This is a genomic window from Selenomonas sp. FOBRC9 (assembly GCF_000287655.1).
In the GTDB taxonomy this organism is placed as follows: Bacteria; Bacillota; Negativicutes; order Selenomonadales; family Selenomonadaceae; genus Centipeda; species Centipeda artemidis.
Genome location: NZ_ALJR01000005.1, coordinates 45,403 through 68,163, shown reverse-complemented (window position 1 = coordinate 68,163; position 22,761 = coordinate 45,403). Strand labels below are relative to the sequence as shown.

The 22,761-nt window shown below is 57.7% G+C and carries 24 protein-coding genes and 1 riboswitch; of the genes, 2 read left to right on the top strand and 22 right to left on the bottom strand.

The genetic code is table 11. The features are described from left to right. Together HMPREF1147_RS02075 and HMPREF1147_RS02070 are read left to right on the top strand one after the other, a co-directional pair. The coding region (locus HMPREF1147_RS02075; RefSeq protein WP_037351018.1) for an IS30 family transposase at nt 1–578 on the top strand (578 nt) is incomplete at its 5' end. Nucleotides 579–756: 178 nt separating this feature from the next. Beyond that, nucleotides 757–1,674: a metal ABC transporter substrate-binding protein gene (locus tag HMPREF1147_RS02070; protein ID WP_009657477.1), complete on the top strand. Its 918-nt coding sequence runs from the start codon at nt 757–759 to the stop codon at nt 1,672–1,674. A 103-nt stretch (nt 1,675–1,777) separates the two neighbouring features. Here HMPREF1147_RS02070 and HMPREF1147_RS02065 read toward each other — a convergent pair whose 3' ends face one another. The 22 genes from HMPREF1147_RS02065 to HMPREF1147_RS01960 all read right to left on the bottom strand — a co-directional run bounded on the left by HMPREF1147_RS02065 (nt 1,778) and on the right by HMPREF1147_RS01960 (nt 22,759). Then, entirely contained in the window at nt 1,778–2,626 is an 849-nt protein-coding gene (locus HMPREF1147_RS02065) for an ABC transporter ATP-binding protein (protein ID WP_009657466.1), read from the bottom strand. Continuing rightward, complete coding sequence (locus HMPREF1147_RS02060) at nt 2,610–3,404, bottom strand: ABC transporter ATP-binding protein (RefSeq protein WP_009348969.1); 795 nt, start codon at nt 3,402–3,404, stop codon at nt 2,610–2,612. The genes HMPREF1147_RS02065 and HMPREF1147_RS02060 overlap by 17 nt, the downstream gene beginning before the upstream one ends. Nucleotides 3,405–3,482: 78 nt before the next feature. Beyond that, a complete protein-coding gene (locus tag HMPREF1147_RS02055) occupies nt 3,483–5,006 on the bottom strand; it encodes an ABC transporter substrate-binding protein (RefSeq protein ID WP_369791733.1) in 1,524 nt (507 codons plus the stop codon). Between the two features lie 121 nt (nt 5,007–5,127). Beyond that, complete coding sequence (nikC, locus tag HMPREF1147_RS02050; protein WP_009657484.1) at nt 5,128–5,940, bottom strand: nickel transporter permease; 813 nt, start codon at nt 5,938–5,940, stop codon at nt 5,128–5,130. After that, nucleotides 5,937–6,881 (bottom strand): nickel ABC transporter permease, encoded by a 945-nt coding sequence (gene nikB, locus HMPREF1147_RS02045; protein WP_009657462.1) that lies wholly within the window; start codon nt 6,879–6,881, stop codon nt 5,937–5,939. Before nikB ends, nikC begins: the two co-directional genes overlap by 4 nt. A 149-nt stretch (nt 6,882–7,030) precedes the next feature. Next, a riboswitch (cobalamin riboswitch) is annotated at nt 7,031–7,228 on the bottom strand. Nucleotides 7,229–7,342: 114 nt separating this feature from the next. Continuing rightward, on the bottom strand, nt 7,343–8,698 hold the full coding sequence (locus HMPREF1147_RS02040; protein WP_009348973.1) for an MATE family efflux transporter: 1,356 nt from the start codon (nt 8,696–8,698) through the stop codon (nt 7,343–7,345). A gap of 187 nt (nt 8,699–8,885) precedes the next feature. Next, a complete protein-coding gene (gene purD / locus HMPREF1147_RS02035) occupies nt 8,886–10,145 on the bottom strand; it encodes a phosphoribosylamine--glycine ligase (RefSeq protein WP_009657455.1) in 1,260 nt (419 codons plus the stop codon). Between the two features lie 9 nt (nt 10,146–10,154). Beyond that, on the bottom strand, nt 10,155–10,748 hold the full coding sequence (locus tag HMPREF1147_RS02030; RefSeq protein ID WP_009348975.1) for an IMP cyclohydrolase: 594 nt from the start codon (nt 10,746–10,748) through the stop codon (nt 10,155–10,157). Next, complete coding sequence (purN, locus tag HMPREF1147_RS02025) at nt 10,745–11,377, bottom strand: phosphoribosylglycinamide formyltransferase (protein WP_009657502.1); 633 nt, start codon at nt 11,375–11,377, stop codon at nt 10,745–10,747. The genes HMPREF1147_RS02030 and purN overlap by 4 nt, the downstream gene beginning before the upstream one ends. Then, complete coding sequence (gene purM / locus HMPREF1147_RS02020) at nt 11,370–12,419, bottom strand: phosphoribosylformylglycinamidine cyclo-ligase (protein WP_009657478.1); 1,050 nt, start codon at nt 12,417–12,419, stop codon at nt 11,370–11,372. The genes purN and purM overlap by 8 nt, the downstream gene beginning before the upstream one ends. Before the next feature lie 6 nt (nt 12,420–12,425). Further along, entirely contained in the window at nt 12,426–13,877 is a 1,452-nt protein-coding gene (gene purF, locus HMPREF1147_RS02015) for an amidophosphoribosyltransferase (protein ID WP_009657498.1), read from the bottom strand. 5 nt (nt 13,878–13,882) lie between these two features. Then, nucleotides 13,883–14,596, bottom strand: a complete 714-nt coding sequence (purC, locus tag HMPREF1147_RS02010; protein ID WP_026762349.1) for a phosphoribosylaminoimidazolesuccinocarboxamide synthase — start codon at nt 14,594–14,596, stop codon at nt 13,883–13,885. 60 nt (nt 14,597–14,656) lie between these two features. Then, nucleotides 14,657–15,145: a 5-(carboxyamino)imidazole ribonucleotide mutase gene (gene purE, locus HMPREF1147_RS02005; protein ID WP_009657497.1), complete on the bottom strand. Its 489-nt coding sequence runs from the start codon at nt 15,143–15,145 to the stop codon at nt 14,657–14,659. Between the two features lie 167 nt (nt 15,146–15,312). Continuing rightward, the gene (locus tag HMPREF1147_RS02000) at nt 15,313–16,263 is read right to left on the bottom strand and encodes a chemotaxis protein (RefSeq protein WP_009348981.1); all 951 of its coding nucleotides are present in this window, start codon (nt 16,261–16,263) and stop codon (nt 15,313–15,315) included. An 88-nt stretch (nt 16,264–16,351) separates the two neighbouring features. After that, entirely contained in the window at nt 16,352–17,263 is a 912-nt protein-coding gene (locus tag HMPREF1147_RS01995) for a S1 RNA-binding domain-containing protein (protein ID WP_009657494.1), read from the bottom strand. 6 nt (nt 17,264–17,269) lie between these two features. Beyond that, complete coding sequence (gene rsfS / locus HMPREF1147_RS01990) at nt 17,270–17,614, bottom strand: ribosome silencing factor (protein ID WP_009657505.1); 345 nt, start codon at nt 17,612–17,614, stop codon at nt 17,270–17,272. An 11-nt stretch (nt 17,615–17,625) separates the two neighbouring features. Beyond that, on the bottom strand, nt 17,626–18,681 hold the full coding sequence (locus HMPREF1147_RS01985; RefSeq protein WP_009657469.1) for an LCP family protein: 1,056 nt from the start codon (nt 18,679–18,681) through the stop codon (nt 17,626–17,628). Between the two features lie 25 nt (nt 18,682–18,706). Beyond that, nucleotides 18,707–19,294: a bis(5'-nucleosyl)-tetraphosphatase (symmetrical) YqeK gene (gene yqeK / locus HMPREF1147_RS01980; protein ID WP_037351017.1), complete on the bottom strand. Its 588-nt coding sequence runs from the start codon at nt 19,292–19,294 to the stop codon at nt 18,707–18,709. Next, nucleotides 19,278–19,898: a nicotinate-nucleotide adenylyltransferase gene (nadD, locus tag HMPREF1147_RS01975; RefSeq protein ID WP_009657459.1), complete on the bottom strand. Its 621-nt coding sequence runs from the start codon at nt 19,896–19,898 to the stop codon at nt 19,278–19,280. The genes yqeK and nadD overlap by 17 nt, the downstream gene beginning before the upstream one ends. 158 nt (nt 19,899–20,056) lie before the next feature. Continuing rightward, complete coding sequence (locus HMPREF1147_RS01970) at nt 20,057–21,328, bottom strand: glutamate-5-semialdehyde dehydrogenase (RefSeq protein WP_009657496.1); 1,272 nt, start codon at nt 21,326–21,328, stop codon at nt 20,057–20,059. A 10-nt stretch (nt 21,329–21,338) separates the two neighbouring features. Continuing rightward, nucleotides 21,339–22,463 (bottom strand): glutamate 5-kinase, encoded by a 1,125-nt coding sequence (gene proB, locus HMPREF1147_RS01965; RefSeq protein ID WP_009657464.1) that lies wholly within the window; start codon nt 22,461–22,463, stop codon nt 21,339–21,341. Beyond that, nucleotides 22,460–22,759: a YhbY family RNA-binding protein gene (locus tag HMPREF1147_RS01960; RefSeq protein ID WP_009657479.1), complete on the bottom strand. Its 300-nt coding sequence runs from the start codon at nt 22,757–22,759 to the stop codon at nt 22,460–22,462. Before HMPREF1147_RS01960 ends, proB begins: the two co-directional genes overlap by 4 nt. Between the last annotated feature and the right edge of the window lie 2 nt (nt 22,760–22,761).

Below are 22,761 nucleotides of genomic sequence, written 5' to 3'. Positions count from 1 at the left end.
GCAAGCGAAACCGCAAGAACAAGCGCCTGAAAGGGCGTAGCATACAGGAGCGTCCTGCCCTTGTGGACGAAGGCACGGAAATCGGACACTGGGAAGCCGACACCGTTGTCGGATCGCCAAAAGGGCGCGGCGCAGCCGTATTTACCGCTGTGGAAAAGGTGACGCACGACTACATCGCAATCCGCATCTCGGGTCGCACGTGCGCCGGCATTGAAGAAGCCATCGCCCATTTGAAATCGGAATATGGACAGGACCGTTTCAGCCAAGTGTTCAAGACGATTACCGTTGACAACGGGACAGAGTGCGAGACGTTCACGCAGCTTGAGAGCCTCGGCACGAAGGTGTACTTTGCTCCCCCCTACAGCTCATGGGAACGCCCGCAGAACGAGCGTCACAACGGCATCCTCCGCCAATATATCCCCAAAGGAACGGGCATCGACGGATACAGTGACGAGGACATCCTAAACATAGCGGATGAGATAAACAGCCGCCCTCGTCGAGTGCTCGACTATCAAACACCAGTAGAACTGTTTAACACCTTCTTGGATGAAGTATACGCTATTGAAAATGTTTCTTAATTAAATCACTGTTCAACTTGCTCTTGCAATTCACGAAAATAAAAACATCGTCTATAGCATATGATATGAAAATAACTGAATGTTTTCATTTCTATTGACAATTCTTTTCAATATCGTTATGATTCACTTCATGAGACTTACCCCATATTTATTTTCACTCTAAGGAGATCGATTACCCATGCGTAGTACAACGAAGATTCTCTCCCTTTTGATGCTCGTCCTATCCCTCGCGCTCGTCGGCTGCGGCGGTACGGACAAAGCGGCGGAAAAACCTGCGGACAAACAGCCGGCGCAGCCGTTCCGCATCGTCACGTCGTTCTACCCGATGTATGTTGCCACGATCAACATCACACAGGGGGTCGACGGCGTTGAGGTACACAACATGACGAAGCCGCAGACAGGCTGTCTGCACGACTATCAGCTCATGACGGAGGATATGAAGACCCTCGAGAATGCCGATGCATTCGTTATCAACGGCGCAGGCATGGAGGACTTCATGGACAAAGTGACCGAGCAGCAGAAAAATCTCAAGGTCATCGACGCGTCACGCGGCATCAAGCTCATCCACGACGAGGAGGGCGACAACCCGCACGTCTGGCTCAGCGTGACGGATGCGATCCAGCAGGTGCGCAACATTGCCGACCAGCTCAAGGAAGCCGATCCCGCCCATGCGGACGCCTATGAGAAGAATGCTGCCGCCTACATCGAAAAACTCACGTCGCTCAAGACCGAGATGCACGCCGCACTCGATAATGTGCCGCACAAGGACATCGTGACATTCCACGAAGCATTCCCCTATTTTGCCGAGGAGTTCCATCTCAACATCATCGGCGTTGTTGAGCGTGAGCCGGGCACGGAGCCGACACCGACCGAACTGCAGGAAACCATCGAACAGGTCAAAGGACTTTCTGCCAAGGTTCTCTTCACCGAGCCGCAGTATTCCCCTGCCGCCGCAGAGACCATCGCGCGCGAGACAGGTGCGAAGATCTATACGCTTGATCCCGTCGTCACGGGCGAGGCAACGCCGGCGGCAAAGGATGCGTACCTCGACACGATGCGCAAGAATATGAATACGCTCAAGGAAGCGCTTCAGTAAAAATATACCTCTTCTCTTCATATAAAGTCTCATACAATCGAAAACGGGACTGCCGCTCTCTGTCATACAGAGGAACGGCAGTCCCGTTTTTTCGTTAATTGATTTAGCCCGCGGCTCCCTGATCCTCAGGACTCGGCACATCGTCCGAGAGGTCGATGCGCGGTGCTTTTCCCTTTGGCAGCAGCGAGAACACAGATTTGAGAAGTTTCTGTGTATACGGATGCTTTGCATGTGCGAGATCTTTGCCGTCGAGTTCTTCGACAACCTTGCCGAAATACATAACGACAACGCGCGTGCAGAGCATGGAGACGAGCGCAAGATCGTGACAGATGAAGAGGATCGTGAGATCCCGCTCCTTCTGAATGCGGATGAGCAGTTCGACGATTTTCTCCTGCACGGAGACGTCGAGTGCACTCGTCGCCTCGTCGCAGACGAGAATCGCCGGCTCGAGCGCAAGGGCGCGGGCGATGCCGACGCGCTGACGCTGACCGCCGCTCATGTTCGCGGGATAGCGATCCGCAAAGTCCTCGGGCAGATCGACGAGACGCAGCATCTCCGCCGCCTTATCGCGCGCGCTGCCCTTGAGGAGACCAAAGTTCCGCAGAGGCTCGCAAATGATGTCCTTGATCTTCATCTTCGGGTTGAACGCCGTATTGGGATCCTGAAACACCATTTGGATGTTGCGGCGCATATTGCGCGCCTCTTCCCCCTTCAGCCCCGTAATCTCCTGCCCGCGGAAGAAAATCTGTCCTTCCGACGGGGCGTGCAGCTGCATCAGTGTACGCACGAGCGTACTCTTTCCGCAGCCGCTCTCTCCGACGATGCCGAGCAACTCCCCTTTGTAGACGGGGAACGTCACATCGTCGCAGGCGGTCAGAACCTTTCCGCCTGCGATGGGAAAGCGCTTCGTTATGTGTTCGATGCGCAGGATTTCCTCACGCTCCGGCTGCATAGCTTTCCCCTCCTATCTGCGGTACGGCGAGCAGGAGCTCCTTGGTATAGTCGCTCTGCGCATGTTCGATGACCTGTTCCGCCGTCCCGTGTTCCAAGACCTTGCCGTAACGCATAACCATGATCTGATCCGACATATAGGCAGCAACACCGAGGTTGTGTGTCACCATGACGATGGACGTGCCGTCTTTTCTGCAAATATCCATCAGTTCGTTGACTACCTGTGCCTGCGTCGTCACATCGAGCGCCGAGGTTGGCTCGTCGGCAAGAAGCAGCGCGGGGCTGAAAAACATCGCCATCGCAACACCGACACGCTGACGCATACCGCCGGACAGCTCGAATGGATAGCTCTTCATCACATTCGCAGGGTTGTTGAGGTGCATCCGCGCGAGCATATCCTGCGCGCGCTCCGCTGCCTCCTTCGTCCCCACGTCCTCATGTGTCTGAATGTATTCAACGAACTGTTGTCCGATGGTCTGAATCGGATCAAGCATACTGCCGCTGTCCTGAAAGATCATTGCCGCCGTGCCGCCGCTGACCTTGCGCCAGTCCGCGTCACTCGCCTGCGTCATATCCTTCCCATCGAACAGAATCTGTCCGCCCGTGACCTTGCCGACGCTCGGCAGACAGCCGATCATGGCGCGAATCACGGTCGTTTTGCCGCTGCCGCTTTCACCGACAATGGAGAGCACTTCGCCTTCGCCGAGCGAAAAGCTCACATCATGCACCATCTCCGTGCCTTCATAAGCGACGCAAAGGTTTTTCACCTCTATCTGCATCCGCGCTTCTCCTTCCCTTCATGACGCAGGAAACGCCGGGGACATTCCCCGACGCTCCCGCTCGTTTATCCTAAAAGTTTACTTTGCCGGTTTAATCGCGTTCGTCAGCCAGTAGTAGTCTGCGGGATGCATGATGGCACCCGTGATCTTCGTGGAGCTGATGATGTTCGTCTCGGGGTAGCCGAGGAAGAGCGCTGCCGCATCATTGAGCAGAATTTGCTGCATGTCGATCATGAGCTGACGGCGCTTTGCCGGATCAAACTCAACCGCGAGTGCGTTGTACTTCGCATCGTATTCGGGGTTGCTGTAGCCGGAGCCGTTCTGTGGATTGTCACCGTTCGTATTGGTATACCAATACTGTCTGAGATAGCTCTCCGGGTCACCCGTATTCGCTGTCGTCGTGTTCGAGATCAGGAGGTCATATTCGCCGTTGATGCCAATCTTGTCGAGGAGGTTGTAGTCCACCGTCTTGATCTTCACATCAATGCCGACCTTCTTCGCGTCCGCCTGCACGGCCTCGGCATAGATTGGGAGCTCGGCGCGGCTGTTGTAGACAATGAAGTCGACGCTCAGCGGCTTGCCGTCCTTATCGCGGATGCCATCGCCGTTCGTGTCCTTCCAGCCCGCTTCGTCGAGGAGCTGATTTGCACGATCGACATTGTAGGCGTTCGGATCAACGAGCTGATCAAAGCCATAGTCGAGAGAGGGCGGCACGGGGGCCTTGCCCGGGATGAACGTGCCCTTGAGGATGACCTCGTTATAGGACTTGCGATCCGTCATGGAGATGAACGCCGCACGTACCTTCGGATCGCCGAGAATCCCCTTCTCATTGATGCGCGCAAGTACCGTGCGGAGCGATGCGATGCGATCGATATGGTACTTCGCCGTGTCGTTGAAGAGCGCCATGTCTCCCGCAGCGATGTTGACCGCCATGTCGACTTCACCGGACTGAAGTGCCAATGCACGCGTATTCGGGTCGTCGATGGACGGAATCTCTACCGTCTCGTACGGTACTTCGCCGCCCCAGTAGTTGGGGTTCTTCTTCATGACTGCTTTTTCCTTCACGAAGGATTCGCAGACATACGGTCCCGTACCGATCGGACCCTGCTTTGCAAAGTCGCGCTCGCCCTCACTCGACGTATCGACGATGAGGAAGAGCGGATCCGCGAGGAAGCCCGGCATACTCGGCGTCGGCTTCTCCGTCTTGATGATGAGGTTCTGTCCATCCGCCTTCATCTCCGTGTACTTGAAGAATGTCTGCGCGCGGTTGTTCTTCGCAAATGAACGCTCGATCGAGGACTTGACCGCCTCAGCCGTGAGTTCCTTGCCGTTCGAGAACTTCACGCCGTCACGGATCTTGAACGTCCACGTCAGCTTGTCATCGCTGACCTTCCAACTCTCGGCGAGCCACGGCGACGGGTTCATCTTCTCGTCGAACTTGACGAGCGCTTCGCCGATGCCGTAGCGCATGACGACCCAGCCGAAGAAATTCTCGGTCGGATCAAGCGAATCCGCGAAGTTCGTCACGCCGATCTTCAGTGTCTTCGTGTCCGCCGCCTTATCTCCGCCGCCACCGCAGCCCGTAAAGACCGCCGCCGACATGCACACGGCGAGCGCCGCCGTAAGCATTTTTTTCCATTTTTTCACAGAAAAACCTCCTTGCATAACCCCAAACATCCGGCGGATGCGACCCTTCCGCATCCGTCCCTTTATCCCAAAAGGCTTAGTTCGCCTTGCGCGGATCCAAATAGTCGCGGAGCGCGTCGCCCCACAGGTTGAACACGGCAACGACGATCACGATCGCCGCACCCGGGAACATCATGAGCCACGGCGCCGTCTGGAGCGACTGACGCCCCTCGTTCAGCATGAGTCCCCACTCCGGTGTCGGCGGCTGTGCGCCGAAACCGAGGAACGAGAGTCCCGCGAGCTCCATCATCATCGCGCCGATGTCCATCGCCGCCGTGACGAGCACGATGGGGATGATATTCGGCACGACATGGCGAATGAGCATATCGCGCGGCCGCGTGCCGCTCGTGATCGCGGCCGAGATATAGTCCTGCTGGCGAATCTTCAGCGCGACGGAGCGCGCGAGACGCGCGTATTTCGTCCATCCGACCGCAACGAGCGCGAGAATCGCGTTGACGATGCTCCCGCCCATCATACCGGCAATCGCGATCGCAAGCACGATGCCCGGGAACGCAAGGAACATGTCGGCCAGTCGCATGATGACCGTATCCACCTTGCCCCCGACGTAGCCGGAGACGACACCGATCAGCGAGCCGACACCCGCGATGAGGATGACGACCGTGAGCGCCATAAAGATGGAGATACGGGCACCGTAGATGACACGAGTGAAGAGATCACGCCCGAGTTTATCCGTGCCGAACCAATGCTCGGCGGACGGCGGCAGGAATGCATTTTGCATCACGGACGCATACGGATCCTCCGTCAAAATGAACGGAACGAGGAGCGCGACCAAAAAGATGATGCCCGCCATAATCGAGTATCTGCGCAGAATTTTGGCATCCTTGCTCATGCTTTCGCCCCCTTCTTCAAGCGCGGGTCAAGATAGGCGTAGGAAATATCCACAATAAAGTTGACCAGCATGTAGAGGACGGCGATCCACAACACGAAGCCTTCGAGCAGCGGATAGTCGCGCATCTCGATCGCACGTACGGCAAGACGCCCCATGCCCGGCCACGAGAAGACGATCTCGATGACTGCCACGCCGCCGAGCAGCCAGCCGACCGCAAGACCGAGCAGCGTGATGAGCGGCAGGCACGCATTTGGGAGCACATGGCGCCACAGGATGCGCTGCGTCGAGAGCCCGCGTGCACGTGCGCCAACGACGTAGTCCTGTCCCAGCTCCTCAAGAATCGCCGTACGCACTTGACGCGTATACTTCGACGACAGGAGAATCGCGATCGTGAGCGCAGGCAAGACCATCCGATCCGGCGTCACTTCGCCGCCCGCAATCGGGAACAGCCCCAGTTTCAGACCAAAGACAAAGAGAAGAATAAGTCCGACCCAAAAACTTGGCATCGAAACGCCCAGAAACGTAATTCCTCGAATCAGATAGTCCGGCCAGCGGTTCCGATACACGGCGGCAAGAATCCCGCACGGCACGGAGATGACGAGCATCATCACAAGCGCAGTACCCGCGAGTACGAGCGTGCCGGGCAGCGCCTGAGCGAGTTTATCCACAACGGGGATCTTCGCCGAATAGCTCTTCCCCATATCCCCGTGCAGCACGCCGTTCAGCCAACGGATATACTGCTCATGGAACGGCAGATCCAGCCCCAGCTCATGGCGCGTCTGCTCGATCGTCTCCTGCGAGACGATCGTATCGCCTGTCTCGAGAATCGCGTCCACCGGGTCGCCCGGCGCGAGAAATGTCAGGCTGAACGTCAGGAACGTCACGCCGAGCAACGTTAGAAGCATCTGCCCCAAACGCGTCAGCAAAAATTTGGCAGTCAAGTCTCCATCTCCTTTTTCCCTTTGCCTTCTTCACATAAAAACCGCCTGTCTCTGAAAAGACAGGCGGTCGAACGCACAAAAACAAGGTCATAAATACCCATACGGGTACCACAAACCGTGCATCCATCTCCCCATCTCTCGTGAGTCCATCAATGAATCCTATTGCAAGCAGGCTTTCCGGCTTGTAGATCCTCACGTTCTTCCGCCTTCCCGGTTGTCACCAGTGACTTTACAGGCACAGGCTCTGCGCCTGTGGAAGAACATTCCCTACATACGGCTGCGGGACAGCACGGGCATTGCACCCGTTTTCCTCTCATCGCTCGGAGACCTGCATATATTTTCATATCCCCCTGATACGAAAACATCTCTCCGACACTTGCAACGTTTTATGCAGTTTTATAGGATTATAGGCGTAGTATATCTACATACGACAGACTTGTCAAGAGATTCGTCCAGAATAATCATAAGTTATTATTGTTTATCGAAGCAACAAGGACATTCGGCGCATATTTCGCTCGGTATACACCGCGCAGGAGGAATGTAGCGCAGAGCGCGCGTATCGTCTGATCAAGTGCGAGGGAGAGCCACGCCCCTGCAAGTCCCATATTCATTTCGTGCAGGAACACATAGGTGATGATGGGGCGCAGGAACGTGATGCTGACAAAGGAATACGCTGCGACCTGCGTGGTCTTTCCGCTCGCGCGCAGGATGCCCGCGCAGATCATCTGATGCGCCTCCGGGAAACTGACCGCCGCGACATAGATGAGAATTATGCTGCCAAGTGCAAGCAACTCCGGATCGCTCGAATAGATACTGAAGATCTCCTCGCGGAACACGAAGGTCAGCAGGAACGCGACCGTCGAGAAGAAAAAGCCCCATGTAATGCCGATCCATACGAAACGCCGCCATGCATCCCGCTTTTCATCGTCGCGGTTATGTCCTGCGAGTACTGTGCTCGCTTTGCCAAGCCCCCCGCCGAAGCTGTAGTAAAAGTCGCAGAAATTCATCGCGATGGCGTGCACGGCATATGGAATCGTCCCAAGCTCGGCGACCATGCGCGTATAGACGACCATACCGATGCGCTCAAATCCCTGCTCGCTGAAGATGCCGCCAAATACGCCGAGGAACTCACGGAAATAATCACGCGTCGGCAGATAGCTCCCCTGTCCAAAGATGCCCCAGCGGAAGAGAACGCGCACGCTGAGGAGAAACGACCAAATAGAGCTGCCAATCGTACCGATGGCGGCGCCGAGCACCCCGAGGGCGGGAAAAGGCCCGATGCCATAGATGAGAAACGCGTTGAGGATGACGTTCAGCACGTTCCCCTGCAGATTGATGGAGAGCACGGTCATAGACTCGCCGCGCCCAAGCATAACCGCCTGCATCGTCGCCGAGAGCGATGTGATAAAGACAGCGGGCAGCGTCCACGATGCATAAAGCACTGCGTCAGCGATATAGTTTTCCTGTGCGCCCATCCATAGGAGGATGTCCTCGATATAGATAAAAAAGACAATATGCGCGATGCCGAGAACGACAACGACGAGTGACAAGGTCTTTTTCATCACATCGCCGTAGCTGTCGCTCTGTTGTCTGCCAAACCGCTCCGCAATGAGCAGAGTGACGGCGGCGGCAACGGAACGTGCCACGGTGAGGAGCACCATACGAGGCTGAGTAAAAATACTGACCGCCGCAATCGCAGCCGTGCCAAGCGAACCGACCATGATGATATCCGCGTTGCTCAGGAGGATCATAAAGACTCCCTCAAGCGCCGCAGGAATCCCCACACGCAGATAGATCTTGTCATACGACGTGACCATGTTATCCCCCCGAGAAAACCTCACAGTAACGCAGATTAGATTATCATAACTGATATTTACTGTCAATATATATTTATGCTCATATGATTATTTTATTTGTAAAAAGGAGGATGATATGACTGAACCGAAAAAAGACTGCGGCATCATACGTTTCAGCGTATATGCCGCAGTCTTTTTCGTATATAATTTACCGATGCAGCGCGCGATGCGCGATGTCTTTCCGATAGTACATGCCCTCAAAGGAAATTTTTTCTGTCGCCGCGTACGCCGCGCGTACGGCGGAGGAAATGTCCGCCCCCCTGCCGACGACGCCGAGCACGCGTCCGCCGTTCGTGACAATTTTTCCCTTCCGCTCGGCAGTCCCGGCGTGGAATACCAATGCGCCCGCATCCTCGGCGTCCGCGATGCCGTGAATCTCATGTCCCTTTTCATACTGCCCGGGGTAACCGCCCGCGGCGAGCACAACGCAGACCGCCGCACCGTCCTTCCACGCGATCGGCACGTCGGCGAGCCGCCCCTCGCAGCAGGCGCACATGATCTCGGCGAGGTTCCCGTCGAGGAGCGGCAGCACGACCTGCGTCTCGGGGTCGCCGAACCGTGCGTTGAACTCCACGACCTTCGGCCCTTCGGACGTAATCATGAGCCCCGCATAAAGGCAGCCGCGATAGGGGCAACCTTCCTTTGCCATCGCCGCGATCGTCGGTTTGAGAATTTCCTCAACCGCGCGTGCCGTCATCTCGGGCGTCATCACAGGCGCGGGTGCATATGTCCCCATACCGCCCGTATTGGGACCTTTGTCGCCGTCAAAGGCACGCTTATGATCCTGCGCGCTGATCATGGGACGGATCACCTTTCCATCGGTGAAGGCGAGCAGAGACGCTTCCTCCCCCTCCATGAACTCCTCGATGACGACGCTGCTTCCCGCCGCACCAAACGAACCGTCCTCCATGATGCGATCGATCGCATCGAGCGCTTCCTGCTCGGTCATGGCGACAACGACGCCCTTGCCCGCCGCAAGTCCGTCCGCCTTGATGACGATCGGCGCGCCCGTCTCGCGAATATAGACGCGTGCGGGTTCCGCCTCGGTGAACACCTCATAGCGTGCCGTCGGGATGCCGTATTTCTTCATGAGATTCTTGGCAAAGGACTTCGATCCCTCGATCTGTGCCGCCGCCGCCGTGGGGCCGAAGGCGCGGATGCCTGCCGCCGTCAGATCGTTGACCAGACCGTTCATGAGCGGAACCTCGGGGCCGACAACGACGAGATCGATCTTTGCCCCCTTGGCAAACTCCACAATGGCGGCGTTATCCTCAATCGATATGTCCGGCGACTCCGCCATCCCCGGATTGCCGGGAATCGCATAGATATATCCGTTGTCTATGCTATCGGCGAGTTTCCAACAGAGCGCGTGCTCACGCCCGCCCGAACCGATGATGAGTATATTCACGTTCGTTCCTCATTTTTCTAGCTGCTGTGCCAAATACGCGTTGATGGCGGCGTCATAGTCCGCCGTGTGCGCAAACGCCTCGTGTGCGAGCCGCATCCGCGTCATGCCGTCGACTGCGCCGTCCTTTTGGATCTTCTCCGCGATTTCGCCGTAGCGTGCGGGATTCGTCACGACCGTGACAAATTTGAAGTTCTTGGCCGCCGCGCGTATCATCGCGGGGCCGCCGATGTCGATCTGCTCCACCGCCTCGGCGAGCGTGACGTTCGGCTGTGCGACAGTCTCCTTAAAGGGGTAGAGGTTCACCGCGACAAGGTCGATTGGTGTGATCTTCAGCTCGCGCAGCGCCTTTTCGTGCGCGCTGTTGCCGCGCACGGCGAGAATGCCGCCGTGAATGAGCGGATGAAGCGTTTTGACGCGTCCGTCCATGATCTCGGGGAATCCCGTCACGTCGCTGACGTAGACGACGGGGATGCCCGCCTCGCGCAGCGCCTTCATCGTCCCCCCCGTGGAGACGATTTCAACGCCCGCCGCGTGCAGTGCGCGTGCAAATTCGACGACACCGGTTTTATCGGATACGCTGATCAGGGCACGTTTTATCTTCATGATGCTCCTCCTTCATCTGCGGGCAAAATATGTACCGTTCGCCCGACCGTTTGCAGCCGCCCCTCGGCATAGAGCCGTATCGCCTCGGGAAAGATGCGATGCTCCTGCTCCAGCACGCGTGCGGCAAGCGTCTCCTCCGTATCCCCCTCCATGACGGGAACCGCCGCCTGCAAAATAATGGGTCCCGTATCCGTCCCCTCGTCTACAAAATGTACGGTGCATCCGCTGACCTTCGCGCCGTACGCGAGCACGTCGCGATGTGCGTGCGCTCCCGGAAAGCTCGGCAGAAGCGCAGGGTGAATGTTGAGAATACGCCCGCGGAAGGCGTACACGAACGTGGGTGATAGGATGCGCATAAAGCCGGCGAGCACAACGAGCGTCACGCGATGCGCATACAGCTCGTTGAGAAGCGCGCCCTCAAACGCCTCCATATCAAAATGTTCTTTGCGGACGACAGCGACGGCGGGAATCCCCTTTTCCCGCGCGCGCTCGAGCGCATAGGCATCCGCCCGATCCGCGATGACGACGGCGATCTCGGCGCGAATGTCCCCGCGTTCAATCGCCTCCATGATGGCGGCGAGGTTTGAGCCGCGCCCCGAGCAAAGCACGCCGATTCGCTCGTTAGGCATCGAATACACCGCCCTTGATCACAACCTCGTGTGCGCCCTCGGTGATACGCCCGATGCGATAGACAGTCTCACCCTCCGCCGTGAGATGTGCAATGATGCGCGCCGCCTCGTCCTCCGACGCAATCAGTACCATGCCGATGCCCATATTGAACGTGCGGTACATCTCCGCCCAATCCACGTTGCCCCACTCCTGCAGCAGGCGGAAAACGGCAGGCATCTCCCACGCCGTGCCGTCGATCTCTGCGCCCATCGTCTCCGGCAGGGCACGCGGGATGTTCTCGTAGAACCCACCGCCCGTGATATGCACCATGCCGTGGATGTCGAACGCACGAATCAACGGCAGGCAGACACACGGGTAAAGACGCGTCGGCGTCAGCAGCTCCTCACCGATGGTTTTGCCAAGCTCCTCAATGTATTCGTCGCCCTTGAAGCCCTTGCGCTCAAAACAGATTTTCCGCACAAGCGAGTATCCGTTCGAATGCACGCCCGAAGAGGGCAGTCCGAGCAGGACGTCCCCCGCCCGGACGCGCGCACTCGTGATGAGCTGCGACCGTTCGACGACACCGACGGAGAATCCTGCGATGTCATATTCTCCCGCAGGATAAAAGCCCGCCATCTCCGCCGTCTCTCCGCCGATCAGCGCACAGCCGGATTCCTTGCAGGCGCGCGCAACGCCCGCAACCACGTCCGCCACCTGCCGCGGAAGGAGCTTGCCGACAGCGAGATAGTCGAGGAAAAAGAGCGGCTCCGCGCCCTGCACGAGGATGTCGTTGACGCACATCGCCACGGCGTCATGTCCGATCGTATCGTGCCGGTCGAGCATGAACGCAAGGCGCAGCTTCGTCCCAACGCCGTCCGTCCCCGAGACAAGCACCGGCTCGCGGTAGTTCTTCGTATTCAGCGCAAACAGACCGCCGAATCCACCGAGATCACCGAGCACCTCGGGACGATAGGTCGCGCGCACGCTCTCCTTGATGAGCGAAACGGACTCGTTGCCCGCATCGATGTCGACGCCCGCGTCGCGGTAGGTCATTTTCTCCATCGGCTCTTAGAGCCCCCTTTCACGCTGTGCAATCCGCCGCCGTTCGAGGATGATCTTATCGTCCTCGTCGAGTTCGGCGTCTTCTTCCGGGACGGGGTAATCGTTGTTAAAGCAGGCATAGCACATATGATCCGGATTCAGTGCCGGAACACACTGACGCAGCCCCTCCAGGGAGATAAAATGCAGCGAATCCGCCCCGATAAAGTCGCGAATCTCCTCCACCGTCTTAGTCGCGGAGATCAGCTCCTTGCGCACGGAGGTATCGATGCCGTAGTAGCAGGGATCTGTGATCGGCGGGCTGCTGATGCAGACGTGAATCTCGCGCGCCCCCGCGTTCCGAAGGAGACGCACGATCTTCCCGCTCGTCGTGCCGCGCACGATGGAGTCATCCACCATGATGACGGATTTACCCGCGACAACGGAGCGCACGGGGCTCAGCTTCAGCTTGACCGCAGCGTCGCGCTGCTGCTGCGTCGGCTGAATGAACGTGCGCGCAATGTAGCGGTTCTTAATCAGTCCTTCGGCGAACGGAATCCCTGCCTCATAGGCAAAGCCCGTCGCCGCCGTCGTGCCGGAATCCGGCACGGAGATCACAACGTCCCCGCGGAACCCGGACTCACGCGCGAGCATTCGTCCCATGGCAAAGCGCGCCGTATGGACACTCTGCCCATCGATGATGGAGTCCGGGCGCGCAAAATAGATGTATTCAAAGATGCAGGTTGCGATATCCTCGCCGTTCGAAAAGCGGAACGAGCGCACGCCCTCGCCGTCGATGACAACCATCTCTCCGGGCGCAATATCGCGCACAAATTCCGCGCCGCTGACCTCGAGCGCACACGTCTCCGAGGCGAGCACCCAGCTCCCCTCGGGCGAGCGGCCGAGACAGAGCGGGCGGAACCCCTGCGGATCGCGCACACCGATGAGCTTATTCTCCGTCATGATCGTGAGACAGAACGCGCCGCGCACGACCTTTACCGCCTCGAGGATGCGCTCCTCGATCGTCCGGCACTGTGAGCGCGCAATGAGATGGACGAATACCTCGGAGTCGATCGTTGTCTGGAAGACCGTTCCCTGATCCTCAAGCTCGCGGCGAATGATCGCGGCATTCGTCAGATCCCCGTTGTGGGCGAGCGCCAACGCCCCACCCGCATAGTTGACGCGCAGCGGCTGCGCATTCGCGGCGAGACTGAACCCCGTCGTCGCATAGCGGACGTGACCGATCGCGATCTTTGCGTTGTCAAGCTGCGGAAGATGCGCGCCGAACACCTCGCTGACGAGCCCCATGCCCTTTTTGACGTCGATCCAATACCCGTCCGTCAGCGCGATGCCCGCACTTTCCTGTCCTCTGTGCTGGAGCGCAAAAAGACCGAGATACGTCATCTCGGCGACCGGTTCCGTCCCGGAATAGACGCCGTAGATGCCGCACTCTTCCTTCCACTTTGGCTCTTTTAGATACATTGTTCTTATGCTTCTCCCGTCAGTCTGTGAAGCATTTCTTTGTAGGCGTCCTCCACGTTCCCAAGGTCACGGCGGAACCGGTCTTTGTCCAATTTTTCCTTCGTGTCGCTGTCCCAGAACCGGCAGTTATCCGGGGAGATCTCGTCCGCGAGAATGATATGCCCCGCCGCATCCTTGCCAAACTCGAGTTTGAAGTCGATGAGGTCGACGCGCTTTGTCTTGAGGAATTTTGTGAGCACATCATTGACCTTCAGTGAGATGCGCTCGATTTCGTCCAGCTCCGCGTCCGTCGCGATCTTCATCGCACGGATGTGATAGCGGTTGAGCATCGGATCGCCGAGATCGTCGTTCTTGTAGCAGTACTCGATGACCGGAAACGGCATCGGTACGCCCTCCTCGAGCCCGAGCCGCTGTGCGAGAGAGCCCGCGGCGACATTCCGGATAATAACCTCAAGGGGGATGATCGTCAGCTTTTTAACCAGCATCTCGCGCTCGCTCGGCATGGAGATATAATGATGCGCAACGCCCTCTTTGGCGAGAAGGTCAAAAAAGAACGCCGTCATCTTATTGTTCATGATGCCCTTATGCGCGATCGTGCCCTTCTTGGCGCCGTTGCCGGCGGTCGCATCGTCCTTATAATAAACGAGGATTTCGTCGGGACGATCCGTCGCATACATAATCTTTGCCTTGCCCTCATAAAGAGCTTCTTTACGCTCCATTATATCCTGCCTTTCATCATTCCCATATACCACACTGAGCCGCTTCCCGCAGACTCCGTATCAGAGCTGTGCCGCCACGCGTGCCGCCTTTGCCTCAATGTCCAGAACCATCTTCTCACGATAGTCCATCAATGCCTCTGCGATGGAGGCATCATGTATGGCCAGAATCTCCGCCGCAAATATCGCGGCGTTCTTTGCCCCGTTCACCGCCATCGACGCAACGGGCACGCCCGAAGGCATCTGAACTGTGCTGAGCAGTGCGTCCATACCGTTCAGCGGCGTTGCATTTACAGGCACGCCGATCACGGGTTTAATCGTATAGCTCGCCACCACCCCCGCAAGATGCGCGGCAGCTCCCGCCGCGATGATAAATGCGGCAAACTCCTTATTGTGATCCGCTTCCATGACGAAATCACGAACCATCGACGGCGTCCGATGTGCCGAAGCGACCTTGACCACCGGTTCAACGCCGAACTGTTTCAGAAGTTCTACCGCAGGCTTTAGGATCGGCCAGTCGGAATCGCTTCCCATAAGGACTGCTACCTTCATTTTATCAACTCCTTCATGCCCTATGATAGCGAGATTTTTCCGGCATGTCAATAACGCAAAAAAAGGCTTCCATACAACAGTGTCTTTTAACCTAAATACATGATTCATGCGCCCAATCGAAAACAAAAAGGACTGCCGCTTTCGCAGCAGTCCTCGAAAATAGACATTCAAGGTTCCGCAACAACATCATGGAGCGGCTCACCGAAGATCAGCGTATCAATGAGGTCGATGAGCTGATTGATTTCCGGTTTTGAGACCTGACCCGATGCGCCTAGGCTCTCGCCCTTGCGCTTCATCTCTTCGCTGATGAGCGAGGAGAAGAGCACGAGCGGTACCTCCCCGAGGCGGTTGTCTTCGCGTACGAGTTTGAGGAGGCGGTGACCGTCCATCTTTGGCATCTCAATATCAGAGATGATAATGCGCACATGGTTCTCAATGGGACCGTTCTTGCGGGAAAGATCCTGCAGGTAATCCCAGGCGTCCTGACCGTTGCCAAAGTCACGGATGAACTTGTAGCCTGCCTCATGGAGCGTTGTGACAAGCAGGTCACGCAGCAGCTTGGAGTCTTCTGCCACAACAACATGTGCTGTGCCGCGCCGGCTCTTTGCATCTTGATTTGCTTCCGTAACAGTTGTGAGCTTCTGATTAATCTCGGGATTGATCTCCGCGATGATCGTCTCGAAGTCAAGCAGGAGAACGATACGATCCTCCATCTTGATGATGCCGACGACACGCGATCCTTCGCCGACATTCGGCGCGGGCTCCATATTCTTCCACGAGATACGGTGAATGCGATAGACACTCCCGACGAGGAAGCCGATGTCATAGTTGTTGATCTCCGTGACGATGATATTCTGCAGTTCATCAGCCGTTTGGAGATTGAGACAGCGTGCCATGTTGACGAGCGGAATTGCCTTGCCGCGCAGTGTAAACAATCCGTCTACATAGGGGTGTGCCTCGGGCATTGCAGTGACCGGAGCGCGGGTGATAACTTCGCGCACTTTGGCGACGTTGATGCCGTAGTTCACCTTCCCTATGCTGAACTCGACGATCTCAAACTCATTCGTCCCTGTCTCAAGCAGGATACCTTTTTTCTCTTCAGTAACCGTATCTGCCATTTATCTCTCTCCCCCATGCTAAACATTGTTTGCTAAGCTCTGTATTCGCCCTTTGGGAAAAAATTCCTGCCTATCCGACGAAAATTTTCTAGGAGTTTTTATTTTCTTCACATAAACACGTCCATCCGCTGCTCTGAAAGATGCGGCCTTCCTTCAAAAGATGCCCCAGTGCACGCTTAAACGCCGCCTTGCTGATGTGGAAGCGATCACGGATCACCTCGGGCGAGGTCGCATCGGTATAAGGCATCTTTCCGTCGTGTGCCGTCAGCAGCGCGAGGATCGCCGCGGCATCCGCCGTCTGCGCCTGCTCCTTCGGCGGACGCAGGGATGCATTCAGTCTGCCGTCCTCGCGCAGGTAGGTCACGCGCACCGTAATGCGCTCGCCGACACGCGGGCGTACGGGAATCTCCTTGTGGTCAATAAAGACGATATAGCGCTCGTCGGTAAAGAGAAATGCGCCCCGCTCTGTGATGTTGTAGACGGATCCCGTCAGCATATCCCCGACGTGCACCCCCTCGGCGGGACGCGATGCGCGCCGCAGCTCGTCCTCTACTTCCATCGTCACAGCGAGACGACCTGATTTATCCGTGTAGAGCTTCGCCCAGACCGTTTCACCGACCTTCGGGCGTCCGCGCATCCCTGCATAGGGCAGGAAGATGCCGCGCTCCGCACCGACATCAAGAAACGCGCCCTCCTTTGTCACATTAATGACGCGCAGCCGTGCAACCTGCCCCTCCGCCATGCGCGGGATCCGCATACTCGCCGTGAGGCGGCGCTTTGGATCAAGGTATAGAAAGACGCGGATACGGTCGCCGATCTTGACGGGAGTCGTCTGCTGCAAGTTATGCAGAAGAATATCGTCGTTCGTGTTCCCGGTCTCAGCATCAAGAAAGAGCCCCTGCTCGCTTTCGCGCACGGCAAGGAGCTCGGCGACCTGACTCGGTCCGTATTTGCCGCGGCGTGGAGGGCGCACGGTGCGCGTTCCCGTTTCGTCCTGCATGAACGTCTATTCCTCGTACGGCGTCAGCTTCGCGTCGCCCCACAAGCGTTCGAGTGCATAGTACTCGCGCGCTTCCTGCTGAAAGACATGCGCCACCGTATCGCCGTAGTCGAGCAGGACCCACTCGCCCTCGCGATAGCCTTCTTTATGGAGGAAGGAGACGCCTGCTTCTTCGAGCTTTTCCTCAATATTGTCCACAATAGCGCGTACCTGCGTCGCCGTATTTGCAGAGCAAATGACGAAATAATCGTTTGTCGACATCAGCCCACGCATATCCATCGTAACGATGTCACGCGCCTTTTTCTCATCCGCCGCCTTGCAGACGGCAATGCATTTTTCCTGCTCGGTCAAATTCTTTCCTCCTACTGCTGTGTTCCCGCCGTCTCTTCCGGAGGGAACAGCTCCTGAATCACTTCGTCCGTCGCGGCACGATCCATGATCCATACCGTATCGTCGTCACGGGATACCGCCCCCGGAAGCATAATCGTGCGCGGGGGATCGGTACTTAGTTTCCGAATGACGTTTCCTATATGTATGGAGTCGAACAACTCCGCGCTCGTCGTCACGTCGCGCTTTAGAATATCGGCAATCTCCGGCACCTTGGGCAGGGTATCCATACGCAGGAGCTTGGCATAGAACGCCTTGATAAAGCGCTGCTGCCGCTGCGTACGCCCCACATCACCGAGTTCATCGCTGCGGTAGCGCAGATAGTTCTCCGCCGCCCGGCCGTCAAGGTTTTGATACCCCGTCCGCATATGGATGGAAAGCCCCGACTCGGGATCGTCATAGTCCATATCATGCGCAATGTAGACGTCAACACCACCGAGCGCATCCACGATCCGCGCAAAAGTGTCGAGGTCGATCACGACATACTGATGAATGGAGATATCAAACATTTGATTGATTGTCCGCACCATGAGCGGTGCACCGCCGACGGCATAGACGTTCGACAGGCGTGTCTCGCCCCGATCCTGTGCCATCGTCACCCACGTATCGCGCGGGATATTGAGCATCCGTACCTTGCCGGTCGCGTTCTCCATACTGACGAGCAGAATCGCGTCCGCGCGCTTTTCCGGCACATAATCCGCATTTACCGCGTCGTCGAGACCAAGTACAAGCACATTCGTATAGCCGTCGAAGCGCACATCCACCGCGCCGCGGTTCTCTTCCTGACGCACGAGATATGCCTCATACATATCGCGCATATCGCGGTATGCCTGCACGCCCCAGCTGATCAGATAGTAGCCCGCAACCGTGATGCCAACGAGCAGTGCAAGCGTAAAAATCAAACGGAAGAACCCGCGTACAAACGCTATGCGGCGGCGGCGTCTCCGCCGGCGGCGGCGTTTCTCTATGTTCTCGCGTGAATTTTCGCTCGCGAGCTGCGCAGCAAGTTCCTCCGCATCATACCCTTGCATTGCTTCCTCCTCTTCCCCTCTGCCGTCAAGCAAACCGAGCCGCTTTCCCCAAAATCAGCTCATTTCGCGCAGTCACCGTATCCGGATGAATCAGCCCCCCTTTTTGTGCGACAAAGAGAATGGAATCCGTCAGTCCGACAAGCATCATCTCGTCAAGCGGTGCTGTCCGCGCAAGTTCGCGCAGTTTTTCCACCTCGGGATAGGCACGCGACGGTTCGATCATATCGGCAAAGTAGACGATTTTATCAAGTGCCGTCATATTTTCCCCACCGACCGTATGACGCCATATTGCCTGTGCAACGGCAGCATCGTCGACGCCGTAGATCTCATAAACGAGATATGCACCGACATAAGCATGGAGCAGAAGAGGCATCGCCGCCTCGATCTTTCCGATGGGGATCCCGCGCCGCCGTGCCTCGGCGGGGAGCTGCGCCGTCTCATACATGCGCCCGCAGTCATGGAGGAGGCCTGCGATGCGTGCCCGCTCCTCGTTCATGCCGAAGCGGCGCGCGAGCGCAGCGGCAGTATCCGCAACGCCGAGCGAATGCAGGTAGCGGCTTGGACTAAGATGCTGCTCGAGCAGTATGCGCATCTCCTCATAGCTTTTTGTCATGGGCACGGTAAAGCCCCCTTTCCTCAATATAGTGCTCAACTGCGCGCGGCACGAGATAGCGGATCGACATCCCCGCCCGAACGCGCATACGAATCATCGTCGAGGAGATCTCCAAATGCGGCGTCGGCACAACCCGGATACGGCTGCGCTGCTCCGGCGAGAACTGCTCTGCAAGGCGGGATTCATCCAGTTCGACCCCCTGACGCGCCGCTGCGATAAACACACAGGAGCGCAGGAGACGTGCCGGCTCATGCCAGTGATAGAGATCGTTCATGGCATCCGCCCCCGTAATGAAGAACAGCTCCGCATCCCCGAGCTGCTCGCTCAGTGCCGCAATGGTATCGACTGTATAGGAAGGTCCTTCTCTTCTCAGCTCAATATCCGACACAGAGAACGCGGGATTCCCCTCAACCGCACACTGCACCATGAGCAGCCGATCCTCAGCGGGGGCTTCTCCCTTATTCTCCTTGTGCGGAGGGCGTGCCGCAGGGATAAAAATGATCTCGTCCAATGCCGCAGACACACGCACAATCTCTGCGGTAATGAGATGCCCCATGTGAATCGGGTCAAATGTTCCGCCCAAGATACCGATTCGTCTGCTCATATCGTCTCACCTCACAGCGGAGAGGGCTATCAGGACAATCAATGTAAGGAGGAAAAAGGTCGCGGCGGCTTCGATATAATCAAAGGTATCGCGGCGTCCCTTCACACTGTGGACATATTGCCGCAGGGTGCGCAAATATCCGATCATGCGGCACATAATCAAGGGATATCGGCGGGACTGCGCACCTGCCCGTCCCCGTAGACAAGATACTTCGTGCTCGTCAGTGCATCAAGCCCCATCGGACCGCGCACATGAAGCTTTTGCGTGCTGATGCCGATCTCCGCTCCAAAGCCAAACTCAAATCCGTCCGTGAACCGCGTCGAAGCGTTGACATAGACCGTCGACGCATCGACCTCGTGCTGAAACCGATGCGCCGCATGTATATCGTTCGTCACAATCGACTCCGAATGCCCCGTATTATAACGGTTGATGTGCGCGATTGCCGCGGCAATATCCGGAACAACGCGCACCGAGAGGATGAGTTCGCCGTATTCCGTCCGCCAGTCCTCTTCGACAGCGGGGACGGCATCGGGCAAAATCGCAAGCGTGCGCGCGCATCCGCGCAGCTCCACGCCGTCTGCACGGAGGACTTCGGCAAGACGCGGCAAAAATGCCGGTGCCGCATCCTCATGCACGAGCAGGGTCTCCGCCGCATTGCAGACGGACGGGCGGGATACCTTTGCATCGCGGACAATACGCAGCGCAGTCGTAAGATCCGCCGCACGATCCACATAAACGTGACAGACGCCCGCCCCCGTCTCAATAACGGGCACTGTGCTGGACTCCACAATGCGGCGAATCAGCCCCGCACCGCCACGCGGGATAATCACATCGAGCAGCCCTGTCAGATGTGTCATCACGTCAACGGCAGCGCGATCCTTCATCGCCAGCAGCTGAACGGCGCCATGCGGAACCCCGGCCGCATATGCGGCACGCGCGAGTACATCCACTACGGCACGGTTCGAACGCAGCGCATCGGAGCCGCCGCGCAGGAGAACCGCATTGCCGGACTTTATGCACAGCCCGACAGCGTCGGACGTCACGTTTGGGCGGGCTTCGTAGATGATGCCGATCACACCGAGCGGGACACGCAGACGCCGAATCTCCAGCCCGTTCGGGCGGCGCACGGAGAAGTCCTCGCGTCCTAATGGATCGGGCAGACCGGCAGTCAGCCGCAGCCCCTCCGCCATCCCCTCAATACGCGCGTCATCGAGGTGCAGACGATCCAAATAGGAGGACTTCATGCCTGCCGCCGCAGCCTCCTCCATATCCGCCGCATTGGCCTGCAAAATCACCGCACGGCAATCCGTCAGCGCCTGTGCCATCGCGCAGAGCGCATCATTGCGAATGCCCGGCGGCAGCGCGGCAAGCGGATAGGACGCCGCCTTTGCCGCTTCCGCCTGTGTGTGAATCTCCTGCTCGATCGTCATAGCCCGCTCCTTACACCATCAGCACCATATTATCCCGATGAATGATCTCCTCATGCACCGCATCCGGTACAAGCGCAGGAAAATCCGATGCCCGGTGCCCCATCAGCCGCGCAATATCCGCCGCACCATAGGCGGCGATGCCGCGCGCAACCTCCTGTCCCTCGGGTGAAAGTACACGCACCGTATCGCCGGCAGAAAACGTGCCGCAGACATCCGTCACACCGACTGCGAGGAGACTAGCGCCGCCGCGCATCGCCCGGAGACATCCGGCATCAACGCGCAGTTCCCCCGCGAGATGCCTGCCAAAAGCGAGCCAGCTCTTGCGCGTGCGCAGATGCGCCTCACGCGCCGGGAACACCGTGCCGATCCGGGCTCCGCTCAGAATCCCGCGGATCATTCCGTCGTCGTCCCCGCGCGCAATGATCATCGTCACGCCCGCATTCTGCGCGATCTTTGCCGCCTCGATTTTCGTCTGCATACCGCCCGTCCCCTGCGCCGATCCGGCACCGCCTGCCAGCCGCTCAATCGCGGGCGTGATCTCCGGAATCTCATCCATCAGCTCTGCCGACGCGTCTGTACGTGGATTCGCCGTATAAACGCCGTCAATGTCCGACAGGATGATCAGGGCATCCGCGTCGACGAGCGCCGCGACCACTGCAGAGAGCGTATCGTTGTCGCCGATCTTGATCTCATCCACGGCAACCGCATCGTTCTCATTGATCACCGGAACAACCCCCATCGCGAGCAGTTCCAAGAGTGCGCGGCGCGCGTGCATATACTGATGATGCCGCGCGGCATTCTCCTTCGTGAGCAGCACCTGCGCCATGGTGCGCCCATACTCATGGAAAAACTTCTCATAAATATGGAGGAGCGCCCCCTGTCCGATCGCGGCGAGCGCCTGACGCGCAGGAACACTCTGCGGACGCTCTTTCATGCCGATGGAGGACATGCCCGCCGCAATCGCGCCCGACGTGACGAGCAGAATATCCTTCCCTTGATTTGCCTCGTCGATCAGCTCTCGGACAAGATGCTCGATGCGGCACAGATTCATCCCGCCCGCAGGATGCGTGAGCGTGCTCGTCCCCACTTTGACGACGATGCGTTTCGCTTCACGCAGACGCACGCGCGTATTCACAGCTCAATCCTCGGTTGATCAAAATTTCGACGGAACAGCAGCCCATTCCTGCCGATGACCTGCACAAGATTTGCATCGGCGCGCTCCGCGAGCATCGTGATCGCATCGACGGGCTCGTCGGGCGCATTTTGCAGGACGCGCACCTTGATGAGCTCGCGCTTCTTGATCGCCTCGCGCGCCGAGGTGACGACCGCAGGGCTCACGCCCTCCTTGCCGATCATCACAACGGCGTCCTCCGTCATGCCGAGGGAGCGCAGTTTACGAGTCTGCTTACTCGTCAGCGAATTGCGCAGCAAAT

Coding starts and splice junctions, on each gene's coding strand:
- HMPREF1147_RS02070 (WP_009657477.1), top strand. CDS start 757: ATGCGTAGTACAACGAAGATTCTCTCCCTTTTGATGCTCGTCCTATCC.
- HMPREF1147_RS02065 (WP_009657466.1), bottom strand. CDS start 2,626: ATGCAGCCGGAGCGTGAGGAAATCCTGCGCATCGAACACATAACGAAG.
- HMPREF1147_RS02060 (WP_009348969.1), bottom strand. CDS start 3,404: ATGCAGATAGAGGTGAAAAACCTTTGCGTCGCTTATGAAGGCACGGAG.
- HMPREF1147_RS02055 (WP_369791733.1), bottom strand. CDS start 5,006: ATGTCGGCGGCGGTCTTTACGGGCTGCGGTGGCGGCGGAGATAAGGCG.
- nikC (WP_009657484.1), bottom strand. CDS start 5,940: ATGAGCAAGGATGCCAAAATTCTGCGCAGATACTCGATTATGGCGGGC.
- HMPREF1147_RS02040 (WP_009348973.1), bottom strand. CDS start 8,698: ATGGTCACGTCGTATGACAAGATCTATCTGCGTGTGGGGATTCCTGCG.
- HMPREF1147_RS02030 (WP_009348975.1), bottom strand. CDS start 10,748: ATGAAGATAAAACGTGCCCTGATCAGCGTATCCGATAAAACCGGTGTC.
- purN (WP_009657502.1), bottom strand. CDS start 11,377: ATGCCTAACGAGCGAATCGGCGTGCTTTGCTCGGGGCGCGGCTCAAAC.
- purM (WP_009657478.1), bottom strand. CDS start 12,419: ATGGAGAAAATGACCTACCGCGACGCGGGCGTCGACATCGATGCGGGC.
- purF (WP_009657498.1), bottom strand. CDS start 13,877: ATGTATCTAAAAGAGCCAAAGTGGAAGGAAGAGTGCGGCATCTACGGC.
- purC (WP_026762349.1), bottom strand. CDS start 14,596: ATGGAGCGTAAAGAAGCTCTTTATGAGGGCAAGGCAAAGATTATGTAT.
- purE (WP_009657497.1), bottom strand. CDS start 15,145: ATGAAGGTAGCAGTCCTTATGGGAAGCGATTCCGACTGGCCGATCCTA.
- HMPREF1147_RS02000 (WP_009348981.1), bottom strand. CDS start 16,263: ATGGCAGATACGGTTACTGAAGAGAAAAAAGGTATCCTGCTTGAGACA.
- HMPREF1147_RS01995 (WP_009657494.1), bottom strand. CDS start 17,263: ATGCAGGACGAAACGGGAACGCGCACCGTGCGCCCTCCACGCCGCGGC.
- HMPREF1147_RS01985 (WP_009657469.1), bottom strand. CDS start 18,681: ATGCAAGGGTATGATGCGGAGGAACTTGCTGCGCAGCTCGCGAGCGAA.
- yqeK (WP_037351017.1), bottom strand. CDS start 19,294: ATGACAAAAAGCTATGAGGAGATGCGCATACTGCTCGAGCAGCATCTT.
- nadD (WP_009657459.1), bottom strand. CDS start 19,898: ATGAGCAGACGAATCGGTATCTTGGGCGGAACATTTGACCCGATTCAC.
- HMPREF1147_RS01970 (WP_009657496.1), bottom strand. CDS start 21,328: ATGACGATCGAGCAGGAGATTCACACACAGGCGGAAGCGGCAAAGGCG.